The organism is Streptosporangium sp. NPDC002721 (assembly GCF_042888905.1).
Taxonomy (GTDB): domain Bacteria; phylum Actinomycetota; class Actinomycetes; order Streptosporangiales; family Streptosporangiaceae; genus Streptosporangium.
Window position 1 is genome coordinate 126,027 of the sequence record NZ_JBIAQI010000023.1, and the last position, 19,473, is coordinate 145,499.

A 19,473-nucleotide genomic window follows, 5' to 3' on the forward strand; every position below is an offset into this window, starting at 1 on the left:
GGTCACCAGGTCCGGAACCGGGCGGGTGGATCGTACAGGCCACCGGACCAGGCGACGAGGTCCTCGACGCTGCGGGCCGCAAGCAGGGAGCGGTCCGCCCTGCGGACGTCGACCTTGAGGTCCTCCGGCAGCGCCACCAGGCCGTCGCGGCGCAGCTCCTCCACCCGCCGCTCGGTGATGTCGCGGCCGACCGGGGTGGCCCCCGCGACCGCGGCCACCGCCTCGCGCCGCTCGGCCGGGCCGGAGGCCCTGTGGAGGTAGGCCACCCCCTCCTCGGTCACCACGTGGCTGACGTCGTCGCCGTAGATCATGACCGGCGGGACGGGCATGCCCGCGTCCCTGCCCACCTGGATCGCCTCCAGCGACTCCACGAACGCCGGGACGCCCCCGGAGCGGAAGGTCTGCGTGATCTGCACGACGAGCTTGCGCCCCCGCGGCGCGGACGCCTCGCCGGTGAGCAGGCTCAGCCAGGCGGGGGAGGCGTGCCTGCGGCCGTGCGGGTCGTGTCCCATGTTGGGGGCTCCGCCGAAACCGGTCAGCCTGCTCTCGGTGACCGTCGAGGAGTTGGCGTCGGCGTCGATCTGCAGCGACGACCCGATGAACATGTCCACGGCGTACTGGCCCGCGAGCTGGCACAGCACCCGGTTCGACCGGAGCGACCCGTCCCTGCCGGTGAAGAACACGTCGGGGCGGGCGGCGACGTAGCGCTCGGTGCCGGGCTCCCCGCCGAAGCAGTGCACCGACTCGACCCAGCCGCTCTCGATGGCGGGGATGAGCGTCGGGTGCGGGTTGAGCGTCCAGTGCCTGCAGATCTTCCCGCGCAGGCCCAGCTCCTCGCCATACGTCGGCAGGATGAGCTCGATCGCCGCGGTGTCGAAGCCGATCCCGTGGTTCAGCGTGGTCACGCCGTGCCGCTCGTAGATCCCGCGCAGCGCCAGCATGGCCATCAGGATCTCCACCTGGCCGATCTGGCGGGGGTCGCGGGTGAACAGCGGCTCCAGCAGGAACGGGCGGGGGCTCTCCACGACCAGGTCCACCCAGTCGCCGGGGATGTCCACCCGGGGGACCTCGTCCACCAGCTCGTTGACCTGGACCAGGACCACGCCGTCGTGGAACGCCGTCGCCTCGGCGATGGTCGGGGTGTCCTCGGTGCCGGGCCCGGTGTAGAGGTTTCCCTCCCGGTCGGCCTGCTCGGCGCAGAGCAGCGCGACGTCCGGGGTGAGGTCGACGAACATCCGCGCGTACAGCTCGACATAGGTGTGGATCGCCCCGACCTCGACCGTGCCGTCGGCGAGCAGCTGCGCCATGCGCACGCTCTGCGGACCGGCGTAGGAGAAGTCGAGACGGTGGGCCACGCCGCGCTCGAAGACGTCCAGGTGCTCGCGCAGGCTGATCGAGGAGATCAGCAGGTGGAGGTCGTGCACCACGTCCGCGTCGCACCCGGCGAGCGCCTCGGCGAGGAAGTCCGCCTGTTTCTGGTTGTCGCCCTCCAGGGCCACCCGGTCGCCCGGCCGCAGCAGGGCCTGCAGCGCGTCGCGCGTCCGCCCGGCGTCCAGAACCCGACCCGAGGCGCCCGAGGTTCCCGAGCTCCCCGCGATGAAGGGCCGCACCGCCTCCAGCCGCTCGCGTTTCGCGGTTCGCCGTCGCGTCCAGTCCCGAGGTCTCACCTTCGTGAGTGCCATCGCCTGCCCCCAATCAGGTTCTTGGGGCTAATACCTCGCGAAACACAAGAAGTAACTCAAATTGTGTTAAAGGGTCACATACGGTGATCGAGGTTGGGTATCGGTTCGGCGTGGCGGGGCCCGGCTCTCGCCGATGGGGCGGTCAGCGGGGCGGGATCCTGCCGAGACCGGCGACGACCTCGAACGCGCGCTCGGGGAAGGGGTCGCCGTCGGCGGGACGCCAGTCGGCGGCCAGGACCAGTCCCGGTTCGAGGAGCTCGAACCCCTCGAACAGCTCGCCGACCTCGCGCATGGTGCGGAGCCGCACCGGGTTGCGGGTCTGCCCGTACACCGCCAGACCGGCGGACGCCTCGTCCTCCGGCATCGTGTCGGAACAGGCGTGGGTCAGCCCCAGGTAGCTGCCCGGCGCGAGGGCGTCGCGCAGCTGGGCCATGAGGTCGTGCGCGGCGTCCTCGGTGACGAAGTGCCACACCGCCACGGTGAACACGCCGATCGGCCGGGTGAAGTCGAGCGTGGCCCGGACTCGGGGGTGCTCCAGGATCTCCCGGGGGCGGCACAGGTCGCCGTGGACCGTCAGCACGCCGGACTGGTCCACCGTCGACTGGTTGTGCGTGACGACCGTCCGGTCGTTGTCGACGTACACCACGCGGGCGTCCGGGTGGACGGCCCGCACGACCTGGTGGAGGTTCGGGGGAGTGGGCAGGCCGCAGCCGATGTCCAGGAACTGGTCGATGCCGGCGTCGGCCATGGCCTTGGCGGACCGCAGCAGGAACCCGCGGTTGGCCCGGCACGCGTCGGGGACCGTCGGGAAGTGGGCCACCAGCATCTTGACGGCCTCCCGGTCCGCCGCGAAGTTCTCCTCGCCGCCGAGCATGACGTCGTACATCCGGGCCGCGCTCGCCTGCGACGCGTCGCTGGGGTGGGTCACTGGGCGCCTTTCGGTGGGGGGGTGTGGTCGTCCATGAGGTGGATGCGGTCGCAGATCCTCATGAGGAGCGCCGTCGTGTCACCGCTCTCGCGGGCCGCGACCGAGAGCCGGTCGAAGGTGATGGCGTGCTCCTCCCGGAGGGAGCGTTCGGCGATCTCGTCCCGCTCCCCGTGCACGGCGATCATCTGGGGCCGGCCGTAACCGCGGCGGAAGATGGTGAAAGGCCCGTACCCGGGCACGAACCGCGAGTCCATCGGGTTCACCTGGATGCTGACGCCCTTCATCTGGGCCGAGGCGGTCAGCGCGATGAGCTGGCGGATGTGCGCGTCCACCCCCGCGATCGGCCGCCACAGCACGGGCTCCTCGATCACGGCCCACAGCACGGGCCGGTTGGCGCCGGCGAGCACCTTCTGGCGGCGCAGCAGCTGGTCCACGCTTCTCTCGACGTGCGAGGACGTGGTCGGGTACCGGCTCATCCGGTAGGCGGCCGCCGCGTACTCCGGGGTCTGCAGCAGGGGCGGGACGACGAACGGCTGGTAGGAGCGGATGAGGTCCGCAGTCTGTTCCAGGCGCATCACCACCGCCGCGTCCAGCGGGAGCTCCTTGCTGTCCCACCAGCCCGGTCTGCGCTCGCCGAACGCCACGGACAGCAGCATCTCCTGCTGGTAGGGGTCGGTGACCCCGTACAGGGTGAAGAGGTCGCGCAGGTCGTCCCGGCGGAAGCCCCGCTGCCCGGTCTCCATCCGGCTGATCTTCGACTCGCTGGCGCGGATGGCCTTGCCGGCCTCGGCCGCGGTCAGGTTGCACTGGAGCCGGAGCTGCCGCAGCCGGGCGCCGACGATCTGGCGCGCCATGTCGCCGGCCTCCGCTTGAGCGCTCACATCCCCTCCGAGTGTCTCCGCGTGTCTCCGCGCACCGGACGATCAGCGGGAACCCCCCGTCCCCTCGACTTGCCATGGCAAGATCACCCGGAAAGTGGAATCGAGGCTATTGCTTGCTTTCTCCTACTGTCCAGGAATTTCAAATACCGTTCCCCGAAATTTCAAGATCACAAAACTTGCGGAAGGCACGTCCGGCCGGGGCCGGCGAGGGTGCGCGCAAGACGTGTTCGGGGCCGGAAAGCCCGGAACGGCCAGGGAGGTCAGGCCCCCTGCCCGTCGGGTCCGGGCGAGAGACGACGGCCGGTGATCTGCTCGGCGCGCACCACGATGAAGTGGTCGTAGCCGCCCCGCGTCCAGGCGCGCAGGGGGAGCCCGGACAGGCGCTCGATCTCGACCGGCTCGCGCACGGCCCGCGCGGGTCCCACGGCGGTGACCGACCAGCCGGTGCGGGCCGCGGGGTCGAACTCGTCGGCCTCGAAGGCGACGATCGCGTCGCTGGTCGCGGCGGCGAGCTTGGAGCCGATGCCCGTACGGATCACGATGTCCTCGCCGTCGAGCACGAAGCCGACCGGCTGCACGGCGGGCAGGGCCCGGTCGGTGAACACGATGCGCCCGATCGAGGCCGAGACCAGGAGGGTGACGCACTGCCGGCGCGAGAGGATCTCCAGACCCGCCGAGTCGAGCTTCATGCTCTCCAGGTTGCCCTCTCGCCCCCGGGGACGTCAGGGGCGAAGGTCCCCTCCCTCGCCGACGATCCGCCCCCGGGCGGGTGACTTCGGGACGGCGACCGGGGATCGCCCTGCCTTGCGCGGCACCGGACCCCTACGGCCGCCGGAGAGGCACCCGGGAAGCACGGGTCAGCGCCCGGGGGACGCCGCGGTGATCTTGGCCGGGTTCATCATCCACAGCACCTGGTCGATCCCCTCGGCCGAGGCGCTCACCGTGACCACCGCGAACATCACGCCGTCGCGGCTCAGCAGGGCGGACGCCTGCCCGTTCACGCTCGCCCACTCCACCTCGACCCCCGTCCAGAACCTCTCCGCGAACGTCCTGACGTACCTGGCCACCCGGAACGCGCCCACCACGGGGATGCGGGAGGCCCGGACGGCGCCGCCGCCGTCGGAGTAGCTGGTCACGTCCGCCGCGAAGAGCTCCTCCAGCGCGGCCAGGTCCCCGGAGCGGGCGGCGGCGACGAAGGCCGTCAGGAGCCTGCGCTGCTCGGCGCCGCTCACCGGCGCGCGGCGTTCGGCGACCACGTGCCTGCGCGCCCTGCTGACCAGCTGGCGGACCGCCGCCTCGCCCAGCTGGACGATGTCGGCGATCTGCCGGTACGGGTAGTCGAACGCCTCCCGCAGCACGTACGCGGCGCGCTCCTTGGGCGAGAGCCGCTCCAGGAGGAGCAGGACCGCGAACCCCAGGGCCTCGTCCCGCTCGGCGCCGAGGTGCGGATCGGTGCCGGTGGCGACGGGTTCGGGGAGCCAGGGGCCGATGTAGGTCTCGCGGCGGGCCCGCGCGGACCGGGCGGCGTTGATGGACAGCCGCGTGGTCACCGTCGCCAGGAAGGCGACCGGGTTGACCACCGCGTCGCGGTCGCAGGTCTGCCAGCGCAGCCAGACCTCCTGCACCAGGTCCTCGGCCTCGCCGACGCTGCCCAGCATCCGGTACGCGATCCCGAACAGGCGGGGCCGCGCGTCCGAGAAGATCGCCGCGGCCTGTTCGAGATCTCCGGATCCGCCGGATCCGTCCGTCGGCGCGGTATCGGCCACGGTCATCGCCCCTGTCTCACCTGCTGTCCCGCAGCCTATCGGTGGCCGCGTCCCGGGCCGACGACCCCCCCGCCCGGGGTCTCTCCGTGTCGGGCGCGGCCCGCCCCGGGCGCGTGCCCGGCCTGTGACGGCCCCGCGGCCCGCCCCGGGGGCGGTCCGGCCTGTGACGGCCCGGCGGCGAGCCCCCCGGGTCGCGGATTCCCGGCACCCGGATGTCACAGGGCGGGAGGCTGTCCTGTCTTTCTCCAGGGCTCCTTCGCCGGGAGGGAGTCACGGAGCGACAGGAGCGAGACCTTGCCACCGACGAGCAGCGGGACCCGGACCCGGATCCGGATCCGGGTCCGGATGAGGGCGCGCCCGACCGACGAGCCGCACCGCGTCTCCAGCCCGCTGGAGCTGCTGTTCGACCTGACCTTCGTGGTCGCGATCGCGGCCGTCACCGCCCGGCTCGCGCACGGCGTCGCCGACGGTCACGGCCCGGCAGCGCTCGTCCCCTTCCTCCAGGTCTTCTTCGCGATCTGGTGGGCGTGGATGAACTTCACCTGGTTCGCCTCCTCCTACGACACCGACGACGTCGCCTACCGGCTGCTGACCATGGTGCAGATGGCCGGGGTGCTGGTCCTCGCCGCGGGCGTCCCGGCCGCGGCCGACGGCTCCGACTACCGGGCCGTCACGCTCGGTTACCTCGTCATGCGGCTCGGGCTCGTCGCCCAGTGGCTGCGGGCCGGTGCCGAGGACGCGCCGGGCCGGCGTACCGCGCTGCGCTACGCCGCGGGCATCACCCTCGTGCAGGTGGGCTGGGTGCTCCGCCTCCTCCTGTCGCAGGCGGGGGTCCTGCCGTCGTCCGCCCAGCTGCCGTTCTTCGCGGCCCTGGTCGTCCTGGAGCTCGCGGTGCCCCGGTGGGCGGAGCGGGCCGGGGCCACCAGCTGGCATCCGCACCACATCGCCGAGCGCTACGGTCTGTTCACGATCATCCTGCTCGGTGAGAGCGTCCTCGCCGCGACCACGGGGGTCCAGGGGGCGATCGAGGCGGCCGAGGTCGGCGTCTCCCTCGTCGTCATCGCCGTGTCCGGTCTCGTCCTGCTGTTCGCCCTGTGGTGGCTCTACTTCCTCGCGCCCACCGGCGAGGGCCTGACTGACCGCCGCCATCGTTCCTACCTGTGGGGGTACGGCCACTACGGCATCTTCGCGGCCCTGGCGGCCCTCGGCGCCGGGCTGGAGGTCGCGGTCGAGCGGGCCGGGCACGCCCTCGGGGCGTCCCCCCTGGCGGTCTGCTACGCCGTCGCGATCCCGGTCGGGGTGTTCCTCGCCCTGCTCCGGCTGGTCCACGCCGCCATCCTGGCGGAGCCCGTCGTCCGTCCCGCCGCGCTCCCGGGCTGCGTCGCCGCCGTCCTGCTGCTGCCGCTCGCGGTCCCGTGGACCGGGGTGGCCGCCGTGGTCGCGGCGATCGCGGCCGTCTGCGTCCTGCTGATCGCCGTCACCATCGCCCCCGGGCCCGGCCGCGGGGCGGTGTGACCCGGTCGTGCCCCGTACCACCCCACCGGTGACACAGAAGGCGAGGTGGTACGGGGTCACCGGCACGGTCACCGCCGTGCCGGGTGGATGCCCCGCCCGCCCCCGGGCCTTCCCGCGAGCGCGCGGGAGAGGCGGGAGAAGGCGAGGCGCGTGCCGGTCAGGGAACCCTGATGCCCAGGGTGTAGGGGCCGGAGCCGCCCGTGGCGGTCACCCGGTAGCGGTAGTAGCCGGCCGTTCCGGTGTAGGAGATCGTCGCGCTCGGGCCGGGGCCGTCGGACGTGGCGACGGTCACCCAGGCACTCCTGTTGTCCCATTTCTGCAGGTACAGATCGAAGTCGGAGCCGGCGGGACCGTTCACGCAGCCGGAGTGGACCCCCGGGTTGTAGGTGAGGTAGTAGGCGTTCCCCGGCTGGTAGGACGACTGGCCGGCGGCCAGGGTGCCGCTGTAGTTGTTGGGGAATCCGGTGCAGGGGTTCGTGCCCGGCGGCGGAGTGGTGCCGCCCCCGGTGGTCACCAGGGTCAGGCCGTAGGCGCTGAGGATCTCGCCGATCGGCTGGAAGTAGGTGGTGCCGCCCTGGCTGCAGTCGCCCGAGCCGCCGGAGGTGACGCCCTGGGCCTGGTCGAGGGAGATGAACGAGCCGCCGGAGTCGCCGGGCTCGGCGCAGACGCTGGTGCGGACCAGTTGCGTGACGGTGCCCTGGGGGTAGGTGATGCTCGCTTCACGCTGCTGGATGAGGCCGCAGTGCCAGTCGGTGGTGGAGCCGGACCGGCAGACCGAGGCGCCCTCGATGGCGGGTGTGGCGCCGGCGACGGGCACGGTGCTGCCCCGGCCGTTGTCCACCGTCGGGGTGACCCTCCAGTTGGCGTTGGTGGCGACCCAGGAGTAGTCGTTGCCCGGGAAGGACGATCCCTGGAAGACGCCCTGGGCGACGCGGTTGAAGCCGGTCGTGGCGCTTCCCGTCCTGCCGCAGTGGCCCGCGCTGGCGAAACCCTCCTGGGTGCCCTTGCGCACGGAGAAGCCGACCGAGCAGCGGCTGGAGGTGCCGATGTAGTAGGGGGTGCCGCCCACCAGGTCGTACAGGGGCAGAGGGGCCTCGGCGGAGGGCATCACGAGCACCGAGGAGTGGTCCACGTCGGTGCTCAGGACGCGGAGCTCCGCCCGGATGGGCTCCAATGTCAGGACGACCACCTTGTTGCGTTTGGCGTCGACGTAGCGCACGTTCGACACTCCCGGCACCTGCGGCAACGTGATGTCGAGCTTCGCCTTGATCGCCGTGAGCTCCGCGAACGACTTCTCGACGACCTCGGCCTGGGCGCCCGCGGCCACGATCATGGGGATGTCGGCGGCGGACGTGGTGGCCACCATCAGGACGCGCGCGTTCTGCGGGCGGAACCAGGCGCCGCCGAAGCGGGGCCCGAGCTGCGCGGTGAGCTGCATCGCGACCGGCGAGAGACGGGCCTCGCTGATCAGGCGGGCCCTGGCATCCGAAATGGACAGGTTCAGGTCGCGTGCGATGGCTCGGAGCATGCCCGGCGGCGGGTTGAGGGCCGCGGCCTGCTGCACGACCGGTACGGCCGCTCCGGCGGGGGCGACGTCCTGACGGTCGGCGCCGGCCGGGACGGCGGCGAGAGCGAGCGCGGCGATCGCCAGGACACATCCAGCGATAGTGGTACGTCTGCGCAACATAGGTCTTTTCTCCTCGACCTCGGCTTTTGACAGCGTGAGGGGGGAGATCACCCTGTATGAACAGTGGATCTTGCAACAGGGCACTGCCACCTTAAATCAGCCGACACCGGTCACAGGCGCATTGGCCGTACGCCACGCGGGCGCCGATTTCCCGCCTCCCGCGTCGTTCTGTTTCATCCGGATTTGTTCTTTGTCGTCCCACGCGACCGGACGCCGCCGCCGTGCCCGCGACGAGCCGTGCCTGCGACAATTGGCCGCATGGACAAGATCGCTCAGGCTCTGTCCGAGGTCGGTCCGCGCCTCAGGCGGCTCAGGACCCAGCGTGAGATCACCCTCGCCGCCCTGTCCGAGGCGACGGGCATCTCCAAGAGCACGCTGTCACGCCTGGAGTCCGGGCAGCGCAAGCCGAGTCTGGAGCTGCTGTTCCCCATCGCCCAGGCCTACCAGGTGCCGCTGGACGAGCTGGTCGGCACACCCGAGGTGGGTGATCCCCGGATCCGTCTCACGCCTCACCGCGCGCACGGCCGGATCGTGGTCCCCCTCACCCGCCAGCCGGGGGGCATCGCCGCCTGGAAGATCCTCGTCCCCGCCGACCAGACCGAGCCCGATCCGCGGGTCCACGAGGGCTACGAGTGGCTTTACGTGCTGTCGGGCCGGTTGAGGCTCGTGCTGGCCGACCACGACCTCGTCCTGAGCGCCGGACAGGTCGCCGAGTTCGACACCCGGCTGCCGCACTGGTTCGGCAGCGCCGGGTCGGGGGCGGTGGAGATTCTCAGCCTCTTCGGGCCCCAGGGGGAGCGCATGCACGTCCGCGCCCAGCCCCGGACCGAAAACTGACGGAAACCTCGCCACGCGTTTTTCGGTCTCACCAGCCAAGGTTTCCGGCGTGATTAGACCGTAATAAGGAGATCGCTTGACGGCATGGTTGTTAGCGTTCACAGTCTTGTCCAACGCAAGATGAGGAGCGGCCGTGCAGACAAGTGTGGGGCTCCACCCCCCGGTGGCTGCCAAGGCGTCCGGGGCGGCGAGTGTGTCGTTCCGGACGGTCTCCTGGATGCTCGACAAGCCTCCGGGCGCGTGCAGGACAGGCGCCGGGAAGCCGCGGGGCCGCGAAGCCGCCCGGTGCCGGCGCACCGCCGCGGCGGGTTCGCGCGGCGGGCGCGTCGCGTGGCCATCTCACGCGCGTCCTCGATCGCCCCGCGGGTGAGCGGCACCCAGCCGAGGTAGCCGTCAATTCGGATGACCGGCGTCATTCGTGGTCGTCCGCCCGAAATGTTAACGCTCACATAAAAGGACACCCCCCATGTTCCGAAAAATCGCAGTATTCGTTCTAGCGGGTGCCATCGCCGCGACGATGACGGGTTGTGGCAGCTCGACCGCCCCGGCCGGCGGCGGAGGCACCGACAGCGGCAAGGTCGCCGACGACGGCAAGATCACCATGGGCTTCTCCCAGGTGGGCGCCGAGAGCGGGTGGCGTACCGCCAACACCAAGTCGGTGCAGGAGTCGGCGGCGTCGGCGGGCATCGAGCTGAAGTTCTCCGACGCCCAGCAGAAGCAGGAGAACCAGATCAAGGCGATCCGCTCGTTCGTGCAGCAGAAGGTCGACGTCATCGCGTTCTCGCCGGTGGTGGAGTCGGGCTGGGACACCGTGCTGAAGGAGGCGCAGAACGCCAAGATCCCGGTGATCCTCACCGACCGGGCGGTCGACTCGGCCGACACCACGCTGTACAAGACCTTCCTCGGCTCGGACTTCATCGAGGAGGGCAAGAAGGCCGGCCAGTGGCTGGTGGAGGAGTACAAGGACTCCAAGGACCCGGTGAACATCGTGGAGCTGCAGGGCACCACGGGTTCGGCGCCGGCCAACGACCGCAAGGCGGGCTTCGCCGAGGTGATCGGGGCGGATCCGAAGTTCAAGATCGCCGCTTCGCAGACCGGTGACTTCACCCGGGCCAAGGGCAAGGAGGTGATGGAGGCGTTCTTGAAGTCCACCCCCGACATCGACGTGCTGTACGCCCACAACGACGACATGGGTCTGGGCGCGATCGAGGCGATCGAGGGCGCGGGCAAGGTGCCGGGCAAGGACATCAAGATCATCACGGTCGACGCGGTGAAGGACGGGATGCAGGCCCTGGCCGACGGGAAGATCAACTACATCGTCGAGTGCAGCCCGCTGCTCGGCCCCCAGCTGATGGACCTGGCCAAGAAGGTCGTCGCCGGCGAGCAGGTGCCCGCCCGCGTGGTGACCGAGGAGACCACCTTCACCCAGGAGCAGGCCAAGGAAGCCCTGCCCACCCGCCAGTACTGAGCCGCCCACCCCGGAAAGAGAGGAGCGCGGCATGGACGCACCGGCACCGATCGTACGGATGAGCGGGATCGGCAAACGATTCCCCGGCGTCAAGGCCCTGGACGACGTCGGCTTCCGGCTGCTGCCGGGCGAGGTGCACGCGCTGATGGGAGAGAACGGCGCGGGGAAGTCGACACTGATCAAGGTCCTCACCGGCGTGTACGGCGTCGACGAGGGCGAGATCGAGCTGGCCGGGAAGCCGGTCGCCTTCTCCGGGCCGTCCGCCGCCCAGCAGGCCGGTATCAGCACGGTCTACCAGGAGGTCAACCTCTGCCCGAACCTCTCGGTGGCGGAGAACATCTTCGTGGGCCGCGAACCGCGCCGGTTCGGCCGCATCCGGTGGAAGGAGATGCGCCGGCGGGCCCAGGAGCTGATGGGCGACCTGGACCTGCGTGTCGACGTGTCGGCGCCGCTGGCGTCGTGCTCGCTTGCGGTCCAGCAGATGGTCGCGATCGCCAGGGCGGTCGACATCGAGGCCAAGGTGCTGATCCTCGACGAGCCGACCTCCAGCCTCGACGCCGGTGAGGTGGCCCAGCTGTTCCGGGTGATGCGCCGGCTGAAGGAGCGGGGCATCGCGATCCTGTTCGTCTCGCACTTCCTCGACCAGATCTACGAGGTGTCGGACCGGGTGACGGTCCTGCGCGACGGGAGGCTCGTGGGGGAGTACCTCACCCGCGAGCTCTCCCAGGTCGACCTGGTCGCCAAGATGATCGGGCGGGAGCTGGCCGACCTGGAGAAGCTCGACGAGAAACCGCCCGCCCGGGTCGCGGAGCCGCTGGTCGAGGCCCGCGACCTCGGGCGGGCGGGCGCCGTCCACCCCTTCACCCTGACCATCAGGCAGGGCGAGGTCGTCGGGCTGGCCGGACTGCTCGGCTCCGGCCGTACCGAGCTGGCCCGGCTGCTGTTCGGCGCCGACCACGCCGACGGCGGCTCGCTGAGTGTCGGCGGGAAGCGGGTCGCGCTGCGCACGCCGCGGGCGGCGATGAACCGGAGGATCGCCTTCTGCTCGGAGAACCGGCGGGCGGAGGGACTCGTCGACGAGCTCACGGTGCGCGAGAACATCGTCCTCGCGCTGCAGGCCGCGCGCGGCTGGAGCAGGCCGCTGTCCCGGCGCAAGCAGGACGAGCTGGTCGCCAAGTACATCGCCACCCTGAACATCCGGCCGGGCGATCCCGAGCAACCGGTCCGCACGCTCAGCGGCGGCAACCAGCAGAAGGTGCTGCTGGCCCGCTGGCTGATCATGGAACCCCGGCTGCTCATCCTCGACGAGCCCACCCGGGGGATCGACGTCGGCGCCAAGGCGGAGATCCAGCGCCTGGTCGCCGAGCTGTCCGACGGCGGCATGGCCGTGCTGTTCATCTCCGCCGAGCTGGAGGAGGTCCTGCGGCTCAGCCACCGGGTCGGGGTGCTGCGCGACCGCACGCTGGTCGCCCAGCTCGACAACGACGACGCGCTCACCAGCGACGTCCTGATGCAGAAGATCGCGAGTGGAGCCGCGTCATGACAGCGTTCCTCAAACACCGGCTGCTGTGGCCCGTGGTGATCCTGGTCGCGCTGCTCGCGCTCAACGTGGCGTTCACCGACAACTTCCTGCACGTGCAGATGCGGGACGGGCACCTCTACGGCAGCCTCATCGACATCCTCCGCTTCGGGGCGCCGCTCATCCTGGTCGCGCTGGGCATGACGCTGGTCATCGCCACCGGCGGCATCGACCTGTCGGTCGGCTCGGTGGTGGCGATCGGCGGGGCGCTGGCCTGCATGCAGATCAGCGGCCTGGCCGACCAGAACTCCGTGAGCGGCGTGCTCGCGGCGATCGGCGTCACGCTGGTGGTGGCGCTCGCGCTCGGGGCCTGGAACGGGTTCCTGGTGGCCGCCGTCGGCATCCAGCCGATCATCGCGACGCTGATCCTCATGGTCGCGGGACGGGGCCTGGCCCAGCTGATCACCGACGGGCAGATCATCACGATCAACAGCGCCCCGTACAAGCTGGTCGGCGGCGGCTACTGGCTCACGCTGCCGTTCGGCATCCTCATCGTGATCGCGCTGACGGCGCTGACCGCCTTCCTCACCCGGAGGCTGGCGCTGGGCATGTTCATCGAGGCGGTCGGCGGCAACGCCGAGGCCAGCAGGCTGTCGGGGATCCGCTCCCGGGGCGTGCTCATCGTGGCCTACACCTTCTGCGGGCTGTGCGCGGGCATCGCGGGGCTGATGATCAGCTCCAACGTGTCCAGCGCGGACGGCAACAACGCCGGCCTGTGGATCGAGCTGGACGCCATCCTGGCCGTCGTCATCGGCGGCACCTCGCTGTCGGGCGGCCGCTTCTCCCTCGGCGGCACCGTGCTGGGAGCGCTGATCATCCAGACCCTGACCACCACGATCTACTCCATCGGCGTGCCGCCGGAGACGACGCTGCTGTTCAAGGCGCTCGTGGTGACGATCGTGTGCCTGCTGCAGTCACCGGCCTTCCGGCGGAGGATCTTCCAGTGGGAGTGGGACGATCCCGCTCCGCCGCCGCCCGCTCCGAGGGGCCGTCCCCTCACGGAAACGGGCACGGCCGACGGCGAGCAGGCACGGGAAGAGACGGTGAGGAACGGATGACGACCATCACGACCGGCCCGGCCGGGCGGCTCGCGGTCCCCCGCAGGTACGTCCCGGTCGCGGTGACCGCGGGCCTGCTCATCGCGATGTTCGTGGCCGGCGGCATCCGGTACGAGGGGTTCGCCAGCGGCCAGGTGATCCTCAACGTCTTCGTCGACAACGCGTTCCTGCTCGTGGTCGGCGTCGGCATGACGTTCGTGATCCTCGCCGGCGGCATCGACCTGTCGGTGGGCGCGGTGGTGGCGCTGTCCACGATGGTCACGGCCAGCCTCGTCACGAACCAGGGCTGGCCGGCACCGGTGGTGATCGTGCTGGTGCTGGCCATCGGCGCGACGCTGGGGTTCGGGATGGGGGCGATCATCCACTACTTCGAGGTCCAGCCCTTCATCGCGACGCTCGCCGGGATGTTCCTGGCCCGGGGGCTGTGCTACACGATCGGCACCGACTCGATCCCGATCACCGACGGCATCTTCACCGCCTTCGCGCAGACCAGGATCGACCTGGGCCCCGAGCTGTGGATCTCGCCCAGCGTGGTGATCGCCGCGGTCGTGGTGCTGGTGGCGGCGTACGTGCTGCACTACACGCGGCTGGGCCGCACGGTCTACGCCGTCGGCGGCAGCGAGCAGTCCGCGCTGCTGATGGGCCTCCCGGTGGGACGGACGAAGATCGCCGTCTACACGATCAGCGGGCTGTGCTCCGCGCTCGGCGGGATCCTGCTGTCCTTCTACATGCTGTCGGGGTACGGCCTGCACGCCGTCGGCATGGAGCTGGACGCCATCGCGGCCGTCGTCATCGGCGGCACGCTGCTCACCGGCGGCTCGGGCTATCTCTTCGGCACCGTGCTGGGCATCCTCGTGCTCGGCCTGACCCAGACGATCATCAGTTTCGAGGGGACCCTCAGCTCCTGGTGGACCAAGATCTTCATCGGCCTGCTGCTGTTCGCCTTCATCCTGCTGCAGCGGCTCATCGGCGTCCGGCGGAGATGAGCCGGGACCGACGGACCTGAAGCGGGGACCGGACGCCCGGCGTCCGGTCCCTTTCGGCGGACGGGGTCGCGACGGCGGGCCGGAGGAAAAGGTGTCGGTCCGGTGGATGAGCATGACGACGGGCCGGGGGAGAGGTGTCGGTCCGGTGAGTGGTCGTGGCGACGGGCCGGGGTGGTGCGTCGGTCCGGTGGACGGTCGTGACGGCGGGCCGGGGGAGGGGGGCGTCGGGCAGGGGGCGTCAATTCAGGAGCTGGCGGGCCAGCGCCTCGCCCCACCAGTGCTCGACGCGCTCGGATGACCAGCCGCGTTCGGCGGTGAGCGTGGTGTAGACGTCGATGTTGCACAGGGCCGCGTAGACGTCGACGGCGGAGCGCACGTCCAGGCCGCCTCGCAGGACGCCGTCCGGCCAGGACGAGAACACCAGCTCGCGGGTCCTGTCGCCCTGCCCACGGCCGTCGCGGTAGGCCACCGCCAGCTCGGGCTCGGTCCTGCCCGCCTCGCGCACCAGCGTGATGATGTCGCCGGCGCGCTCGAACAGCCGCCGGTCGTAGGCGGCCATCGCCGCGAGCTGCCGCCCGGGGTCGCCTGCCGAGGACTCCAGCTCCTCCAGCATCCGCGGCACGTCGGCCGACAGGTCCGCGGCGTCCGCCAGGGCCCGGGTGAGCCCCGTCTTGTTCCCGTACGCCGCGTAGACCGTCGGCACGGAGACCCCCGCCGCGCGGGCGACCTCCCGCACGGTCGTCGCCGCCCACCCCTGGGAGAGGAACAGCTCGCGGGCGGCGCGGGCGATCTCCATCCGGGTCTCCCGCGCCTGCGTCGCCCGGCGCAACGAGTCGTAGCGGCGCCGGTCCGGCTCTGCGCTCACCGATCTCCCCCAATGGCTTTACGGTGCTTATAATGAATATATGTTACGTCAATCATCTGGAGGGGCCTCCCCGGGCTTCTCGCGGATCACCGGCATCGCCGCGCTCGGTTTCGCCGCCACGATCGTCCTCGCCAACGCGATCATGGTGCCCGCCGGGCTGCCGCTCACCGGTGCCGAGGTCGGCGAGGTCGGCGCGTTCTTCGGCACCGAGGGCGAGGTCGTCGCCGTCGCGTCCGCGCTCACCCCCGCCGCCTGGCTGCTGGCCACGCTGTTCGGCGCGGGCGCGGTCTCCGCGCTGCGGTGCTCGGAACGCGACCGGGGAGAGGCGTGGTCGCTGCTCGGGTTCACCGGACTGGCGCTGCAGAACGTCACCTTCGCCGCGGTCATCGCGATCCGCCTCGCGCTCACGTCGACGGCCGGGGGCGACGGCGCCACGGCCGGGAGCGCGCCAGGGGGCGTGACGGGAGGGCTGTGGGCCCTGCACGACGCGCTGTTCACCCTCAACGGCACCTTCCTGGCCCTCGCGCTGCTCGGCCTGTCCGTCGCCGGCCTGCGTGCCGGTCTCGTCCGGCCCTGGCACGGCACCCTGGGGCTGGCGTCGGCCGCGCTGCTGTTCGGCTCGGCCACCCTCACCCCGCTGGTCGTCGACCACGCCGGCCCGCTCGGTCTCCTGGGCCTCGCCGGCTGGCTGATGTGGGTCGTCTGGATCGTCGCGTACGGCGTCACCCTGATCCGCCTGAACCCGGCCTCGCGACGTCACGGCGAACCGTGACGCCTCGGCTCCTTCCGCCGTGCGGCTCGTCGCCTCACGTGCCGCCGGGCCGGCGCGCGCACAGGTAGGGGTGGGCCAGGACCAGGGCGACCGTGGTCAGGCAGGCCCCGAGGTAAACAGGCGCGAGGTGCCAGAAGTCGGTGTAGCCGACCGTCCAGTGCACCAGCACGGGGGGTACGAACCCCGCCGCCGCGGCCGACGCCAGTGACCACCAGACCCACGCCTCGCCGCGGCGCCATCCCCAGGCGCTCAGCAGCGCGACGGCGACGGCGACGGCCATCAACGTACCGCCGAACCCCGCCCGGTCGTGCGCGACGAACGGCAGCAGCCGGGGGCTGACGGCGTGCAGGTCGCCGGGAGTGGTGTCCAGGAAGACCAGGTCGCTGGGGACGAACACGTGAGTGAGCCCCACGAAGGACACGACCGCCCCGCCGGCGAACAGCCCCACCCCCGTGACGATCATCAGAAGCTGGCCCAGCAGCGCCCTCAGCCGCTCGGCCTCCGGCCCCTCCGCCACCGAGGTCCACCGCGGGCGGGCGGGGGCCCGGCGGACGGCGAGGACGAACATCGGGACGAGCACGACCGTGACCGCGGTGTGCAGCGGCTCCACGAACCCGAAGCCCAGGAAGTAGAACAGGGTGGAGAACGCGACGACCCCCGAGACCAGGAGGGCGTTGCGCGCCCACGGCCACCCGCGCCGGATCCCGCCGAGGGCCAGCCCGGTGTAGAGGGCTCCGGCCGCCACCATCGTGCCGGCCATGGTGATCCTGTCGTGCCGCAGGAAGGCCACCATGTTGTGGCCGGCGCCGTGCAACCGCCGGAGGTCCAGGCCGAGGAAGTCCCGGTCGTACCAGAGCAGGACCGGGCCGAGGGTGATGGCGGTCGCGCCCAGGCCCGCGCAGATCATCCCGATCCCCACCCACATCCCCCACCACCAGGCGGGCCACCGCCGGGGATCACGACCCACCGCCCGCGGATCCGGCGTCGGGTACGTGGGCGTGGCCGCCTCGGCCACCCGCTGGAACCAGCCGGGCCCCGCTTCCACCAGGACCGCCGGGGTCGCCAGGACGGCACCGGTGCCGTCCCGCAACGCCACCAGCGCGTCGGCGACGGCGGGAGTCGTCATCCGGACCACGTCCGCGTCGTCGGTCAGCACCGCGTCGACATGGGGGACGAGCGCCGCCGCCACCTCGGGATCGGCCGTCCGCGCGAACACCGGACACCCGCGGCCGGCCGCCGCCGCACGCACCAGATCGACGTCGGCCCGGCCGACCGGCTCCACCACGACGAGGCCGGCCCCCTGGGTCGGCAACGCGCGGACGGCGTCGCGTGCCGTCGACGGCGGCACCACGGCGCCCAGCCGTGTCGTCACGCCGACACCGGCGACGGTTCCGGACAGCGCGGCCGGCGGCGCCCGGTGACCGAACACGCCCGCGATCACCCGGCGCCCGCCGGGCAGCGAGGTCAGGGTCGCCAGCGCCCGCAGGGCGGCACGTTGCGATCGTCGCGTACCGAGCAGGGTGCCCGCGAGCCCGCGCAGCGGGTGATACGTCCAGTCGGGCATCAGGGTTCCCAGCCGAGTATCGGTGCCATGGAGCGCAGCGTCGCCGAGTTCGGCGTCAGCCTGGCGGCGAGATCGCGGGCCCCGGCGGCCGGCGGCCACGACCACTGCCCGACGGCTCCCAGGCGGGCCGATCGGCGTACCACCGCCTGGGTCCTGGACCTGCGCCGCCGGTCGTAGTCCGCCAGGGCCGAGGCGACGTCCGGCGCCCGGTCGAGGCAGGAGGCCAGCACGACGGCGTCCTCCAGCGCCTGGCAGGCGCCCTGTCCCAGGTTGGGCGTCATCGCGTGGGCCGCGTCGCCGAGCAGGGCCACCCGGCCGTCGGCGTAGCCGGGCAGCGGCGGCAGATCGTAGATGTCGTGCCGCAGTACGCCGGCCTCGGGAACCGCGTCCAGCAGGGTGGGGATGGGTTCGGCCCACTTCCCGAACCGGCGGCGCAGTTCGGCCCGTTCGCCGTCCGGGCCGGCGCCGCCGGCGGGCACCGTGGCGGTGGCGAAGCAGTAGACCCGGCCGCCGGGCATCGAGGTGTATCCGAATCGCTCACCCCGGCCCCAGTTCGCGGCGCCACGGGCGAGCGGGGCGGGCAGCGGCTCCGTGATCGTGCGCCAGGCGGTGTACCCGGCGTACCGGGGCGGCCTCGCGGCGGGCCACCGGAGGGAGCGCACCGTGCTGCGCAGGCCGTCGGCGCCGACCACCACGTCGGCGCGGAGGTTCCCGCCGTCGTGCTCGGCCACCACTGCGCCGCCGCCGTCGCCGTCGTCGCGTATCCCGGTGACCGTGGTCGCCGGCCGCAGCGTTTCCTCCGGCAGCGCCTCGATGAGCGCCCTCACCAGGTCGGCGCGGTGCAGGACGACCAGCGGCGCCCCGAACCGCCGTTCGATCTCCGCGTTGTCGGTCCGCGCCAGCCAGCGGCCCGCTCGGTCGCGCACACCGCCACTCGCCTCGACCGCGCCCAGTTTCCTGACACGGTCGCTCAGACCCAGCGCGGCCAGGGCCCGCAGCGCGTTGGGCCACAGGGAGAGGCCGGCGCCGATCTCGGTGAACTCCGGGGCCCGCTCGCAGACCTCGACCCGCCAGCCCCGGCGGCGCAGGGCGACCGCCGCCGCCAGCCCGCCGATCCCACCGCCGACGATCACCGCGGTACGTTCCGTCACCATGGCCGTTCCCCTCCCCTCGACCGTGGTCCGGCCGGATGGCGCGGAGGAGGTGCCGGGCGGGCCGGGGGGCGTGACCCGTGCGCGGGCGGGCGGTTCACAGCAGCCGTCTCTGCACGACGTCGGCGATGACCGTGGCCACGATCCGGTCGAGGGCTCCGGTCTCGGGCGGGGCGCCTCCCGTGCCCGCGTACAGCAGGTGCCCGGCGCCGACCAGCGTGAACGCGAGCGTGTCGACGTCGGCGTCCGCCGCGATGCGGCCCATCTCGCACTCGGCGGTGAGGTAGGAGGCGAGCATGGCCCCGGCCTCCGCGAGGACCGGGAGGCCGGGCGATCCGGCCCGGCGGAGCCGGGCGCGCAGGTCGTCGCGGGAGATGACGAGGCCGACGATCGCCACGGCGACCGTCTCGAACAGCTCCGTCAGCGCGCCGGTGAGGTTGCCGGCGACGGTGCCGGTCCCGGCGGACGCGTGCAGGGCGGTGGCCTGGCCGCCGAGCCGGGCGACGCGGTCCAGCACGAGCTCGGCGAGGAAGGCGTCGAAGTCGGCGAAGTGCCGGTGCAGGACCCCCTTGGCGCAGTCGGCCTCCGTGGTGACCGCCCGGCTGGTCAGCGCGTTCGGCCCGTCCCTGAGCAGGACGCGCTCGGCGGCGTCGAACAGCTGCTCGCGCGCGTCGCGCATGGCCACTCCCGTCGGCACCGTGCATCCCCGCCTTCGCTCGTGAGACCCGCCCGTT

17 protein-coding genes are annotated in these 19,473 nt (G+C 72.0%); 7 read left to right on the top strand and 10 right to left on the bottom strand.

The annotated features are described in order from the left end of the window. Window positions 1-2: 2 nt before the first annotated feature. From mdcA to ACFYWM_RS30690, 5 genes are all read right to left on the bottom strand, one after another. Window positions 3-1,682 (bottom strand): malonate decarboxylase subunit alpha, encoded by a 1,680-nt coding sequence (gene mdcA / locus ACFYWM_RS30670; protein ID WP_389920582.1) that lies wholly within the window; start codon window positions 1,680-1,682, stop codon window positions 3-5. A 142-nt stretch (window positions 1,683-1,824) separates the two neighbouring features. After that, window positions 1,825-2,610: an SAM-dependent methyltransferase gene (locus ACFYWM_RS30675; protein ID WP_389920585.1), complete on the bottom strand. Its 786-nt coding sequence runs from the start codon at window positions 2,608-2,610 to the stop codon at window positions 1,825-1,827. Then, on the bottom strand, window positions 2,607-3,491 hold the full coding sequence (locus tag ACFYWM_RS30680; RefSeq protein ID WP_389920587.1) for a helix-turn-helix domain-containing protein: 885 nt from the start codon (window positions 3,489-3,491) through the stop codon (window positions 2,607-2,609). Before ACFYWM_RS30680 ends, ACFYWM_RS30675 begins: the two co-directional genes overlap by 4 nt. A gap of 260 nt (window positions 3,492-3,751) precedes the next feature. Continuing rightward, window positions 3,752-4,180: a pyridoxamine 5'-phosphate oxidase family protein gene (locus ACFYWM_RS30685; RefSeq protein ID WP_389920590.1), complete on the bottom strand. Its 429-nt coding sequence runs from the start codon at window positions 4,178-4,180 to the stop codon at window positions 3,752-3,754. A 168-nt stretch (window positions 4,181-4,348) separates the two neighbouring features. Further along, window positions 4,349-5,263, bottom strand: coding sequence for an RNA polymerase sigma-70 factor (locus ACFYWM_RS30690; protein WP_389920593.1), 915 nt, complete (start codon window positions 5,261-5,263; stop codon window positions 4,349-4,351). A gap of 339 nt (window positions 5,264-5,602) precedes the next feature. Between ACFYWM_RS30690 and ACFYWM_RS30695 the strand changes: the two genes are divergently transcribed. Beyond that, entirely contained in the window at window positions 5,603-6,772 is a 1,170-nt protein-coding gene (locus ACFYWM_RS30695) for a low temperature requirement protein A (protein WP_389920594.1), read from the top strand. A 157-nt stretch (window positions 6,773-6,929) separates the two neighbouring features. Here ACFYWM_RS30695 and ACFYWM_RS30700 read toward each other — a convergent pair whose 3' ends face one another. Beyond that, on the bottom strand, window positions 6,930-8,459 hold the full coding sequence (locus ACFYWM_RS30700) for a S1 family peptidase (protein WP_389920596.1): 1,530 nt from the start codon (window positions 8,457-8,459) through the stop codon (window positions 6,930-6,932). Between the two features lie 258 nt (window positions 8,460-8,717). Between ACFYWM_RS30700 and ACFYWM_RS30705 the strand changes: the two genes are divergently transcribed. The 5 genes from ACFYWM_RS30705 to yjfF all read left to right on the top strand — a co-directional run bounded on the left by ACFYWM_RS30705 (window position 8,718) and on the right by yjfF (window position 14,387). After that, window positions 8,718-9,296, top strand: coding sequence for a helix-turn-helix domain-containing protein (locus tag ACFYWM_RS30705; RefSeq protein ID WP_389920599.1), 579 nt, complete (start codon window positions 8,718-8,720; stop codon window positions 9,294-9,296). A 466-nt stretch (window positions 9,297-9,762) separates the two neighbouring features. Then, a complete protein-coding gene (locus ACFYWM_RS30710; RefSeq protein WP_389920601.1) occupies window positions 9,763-10,764 on the top strand; it encodes an ABC transporter substrate-binding protein in 1,002 nt (333 codons plus the stop codon). A 31-nt stretch (window positions 10,765-10,795) separates the two neighbouring features. After that, complete coding sequence (locus ACFYWM_RS30715) at window positions 10,796-12,307, top strand: sugar ABC transporter ATP-binding protein (protein WP_389920604.1); 1,512 nt, start codon at window positions 10,796-10,798, stop codon at window positions 12,305-12,307. After that, entirely contained in the window at window positions 12,304-13,401 is a 1,098-nt protein-coding gene (locus ACFYWM_RS30720) for an ABC transporter permease (protein WP_389920607.1), read from the top strand. The genes ACFYWM_RS30715 and ACFYWM_RS30720 overlap by 4 nt, the downstream gene beginning before the upstream one ends. Beyond that, window positions 13,398-14,387 (top strand): galactofuranose ABC transporter, permease protein YjfF, encoded by a 990-nt coding sequence (yjfF, locus tag ACFYWM_RS30725; protein ID WP_389920609.1) that lies wholly within the window; start codon window positions 13,398-13,400, stop codon window positions 14,385-14,387. The genes ACFYWM_RS30720 and yjfF overlap by 4 nt, the downstream gene beginning before the upstream one ends. 238 nt (window positions 14,388-14,625) lie before the next feature. Here yjfF and ACFYWM_RS30730 read toward each other — a convergent pair whose 3' ends face one another. Further along, the gene (locus ACFYWM_RS30730) at window positions 14,626-15,252 is read right to left on the bottom strand and encodes a TetR/AcrR family transcriptional regulator (RefSeq protein ID WP_389920612.1); all 627 of its coding nucleotides are present in this window, start codon (window positions 15,250-15,252) and stop codon (window positions 14,626-14,628) included. Window positions 15,253-15,292: 40 nt separating this feature from the next. On the opposite strand from ACFYWM_RS30730, the gene ACFYWM_RS30735 reads away from it, so the two are divergent. Beyond that, on the top strand, window positions 15,293-16,024 hold the full coding sequence (locus ACFYWM_RS30735; RefSeq protein ID WP_389920615.1) for a hypothetical protein: 732 nt from the start codon (window positions 15,293-15,295) through the stop codon (window positions 16,022-16,024). A 34-nt stretch (window positions 16,025-16,058) separates the two neighbouring features. Here ACFYWM_RS30735 and ACFYWM_RS30740 read toward each other — a convergent pair whose 3' ends face one another. The 3 genes from ACFYWM_RS30740 to ACFYWM_RS30750 form a co-directional block, all read right to left on the bottom strand. After that, window positions 16,059-17,588 carry a hypothetical protein gene (locus ACFYWM_RS30740; protein ID WP_389920618.1) on the bottom strand — a complete coding sequence of 510 codons (1,530 nt, stop codon included), beginning with the start codon at window positions 17,586-17,588 and terminating at the stop codon, window positions 16,059-16,061. Then, window positions 17,588-18,742 carry an FAD-dependent monooxygenase gene (locus ACFYWM_RS30745; RefSeq protein WP_389920621.1) on the bottom strand — a complete coding sequence of 385 codons (1,155 nt, stop codon included), beginning with the start codon at window positions 18,740-18,742 and terminating at the stop codon, window positions 17,588-17,590. Before ACFYWM_RS30745 ends, ACFYWM_RS30740 begins: the two co-directional genes overlap by 1 nt. Window positions 18,743-18,836: 94 nt before the next feature. Beyond that, window positions 18,837-19,436, bottom strand: coding sequence for a TetR/AcrR family transcriptional regulator (locus ACFYWM_RS30750; protein WP_389920623.1), 600 nt, complete (start codon window positions 19,434-19,436; stop codon window positions 18,837-18,839). Window positions 19,437-19,473 lie beyond the last annotated feature (37 nt).

Coding starts and splice junctions, on each gene's coding strand:
- ACFYWM_RS30695 (WP_389920594.1), top strand. CDS start 5,603: ATGAGGGCGCGCCCGACCGACGAGCCGCACCGCGTCTCCAGCCCGCTG.
- mdcA (WP_389920582.1), bottom strand. CDS start 1,682: ATGGCACTCACGAAGGTGAGACCTCGGGACTGGACGCGACGGCGAACC.
- ACFYWM_RS30715 (WP_389920604.1), top strand. CDS start 10,796: ATGGACGCACCGGCACCGATCGTACGGATGAGCGGGATCGGCAAACGA.
- ACFYWM_RS30690 (WP_389920593.1), bottom strand. CDS start 5,263: ATGACCGTGGCCGATACCGCGCCGACGGACGGATCCGGCGGATCCGGA.
- ACFYWM_RS30745 (WP_389920621.1), bottom strand. CDS start 18,742: ATGGTGACGGAACGTACCGCGGTGATCGTCGGCGGTGGGATCGGCGGG.
- ACFYWM_RS30740 (WP_389920618.1), bottom strand. CDS start 17,588: ATGCCCGACTGGACGTATCACCCGCTGCGCGGGCTCGCGGGCACCCTG.
- ACFYWM_RS30705 (WP_389920599.1), top strand. CDS start 8,718: ATGGACAAGATCGCTCAGGCTCTGTCCGAGGTCGGTCCGCGCCTCAGG.
- yjfF (WP_389920609.1), top strand. CDS start 13,398: ATGACGACCATCACGACCGGCCCGGCCGGGCGGCTCGCGGTCCCCCGC.
- ACFYWM_RS30720 (WP_389920607.1), top strand. CDS start 12,304: ATGACAGCGTTCCTCAAACACCGGCTGCTGTGGCCCGTGGTGATCCTG.
- ACFYWM_RS30685 (WP_389920590.1), bottom strand. CDS start 4,180: ATGAAGCTCGACTCGGCGGGTCTGGAGATCCTCTCGCGCCGGCAGTGC.
- ACFYWM_RS30710 (WP_389920601.1), top strand. CDS start 9,763: ATGTTCCGAAAAATCGCAGTATTCGTTCTAGCGGGTGCCATCGCCGCG.
- ACFYWM_RS30700 (WP_389920596.1), bottom strand. CDS start 8,459: ATGTTGCGCAGACGTACCACTATCGCTGGATGTGTCCTGGCGATCGCC.
- ACFYWM_RS30735 (WP_389920615.1), top strand. CDS start 15,293: ATGTTACGTCAATCATCTGGAGGGGCCTCCCCGGGCTTCTCGCGGATC.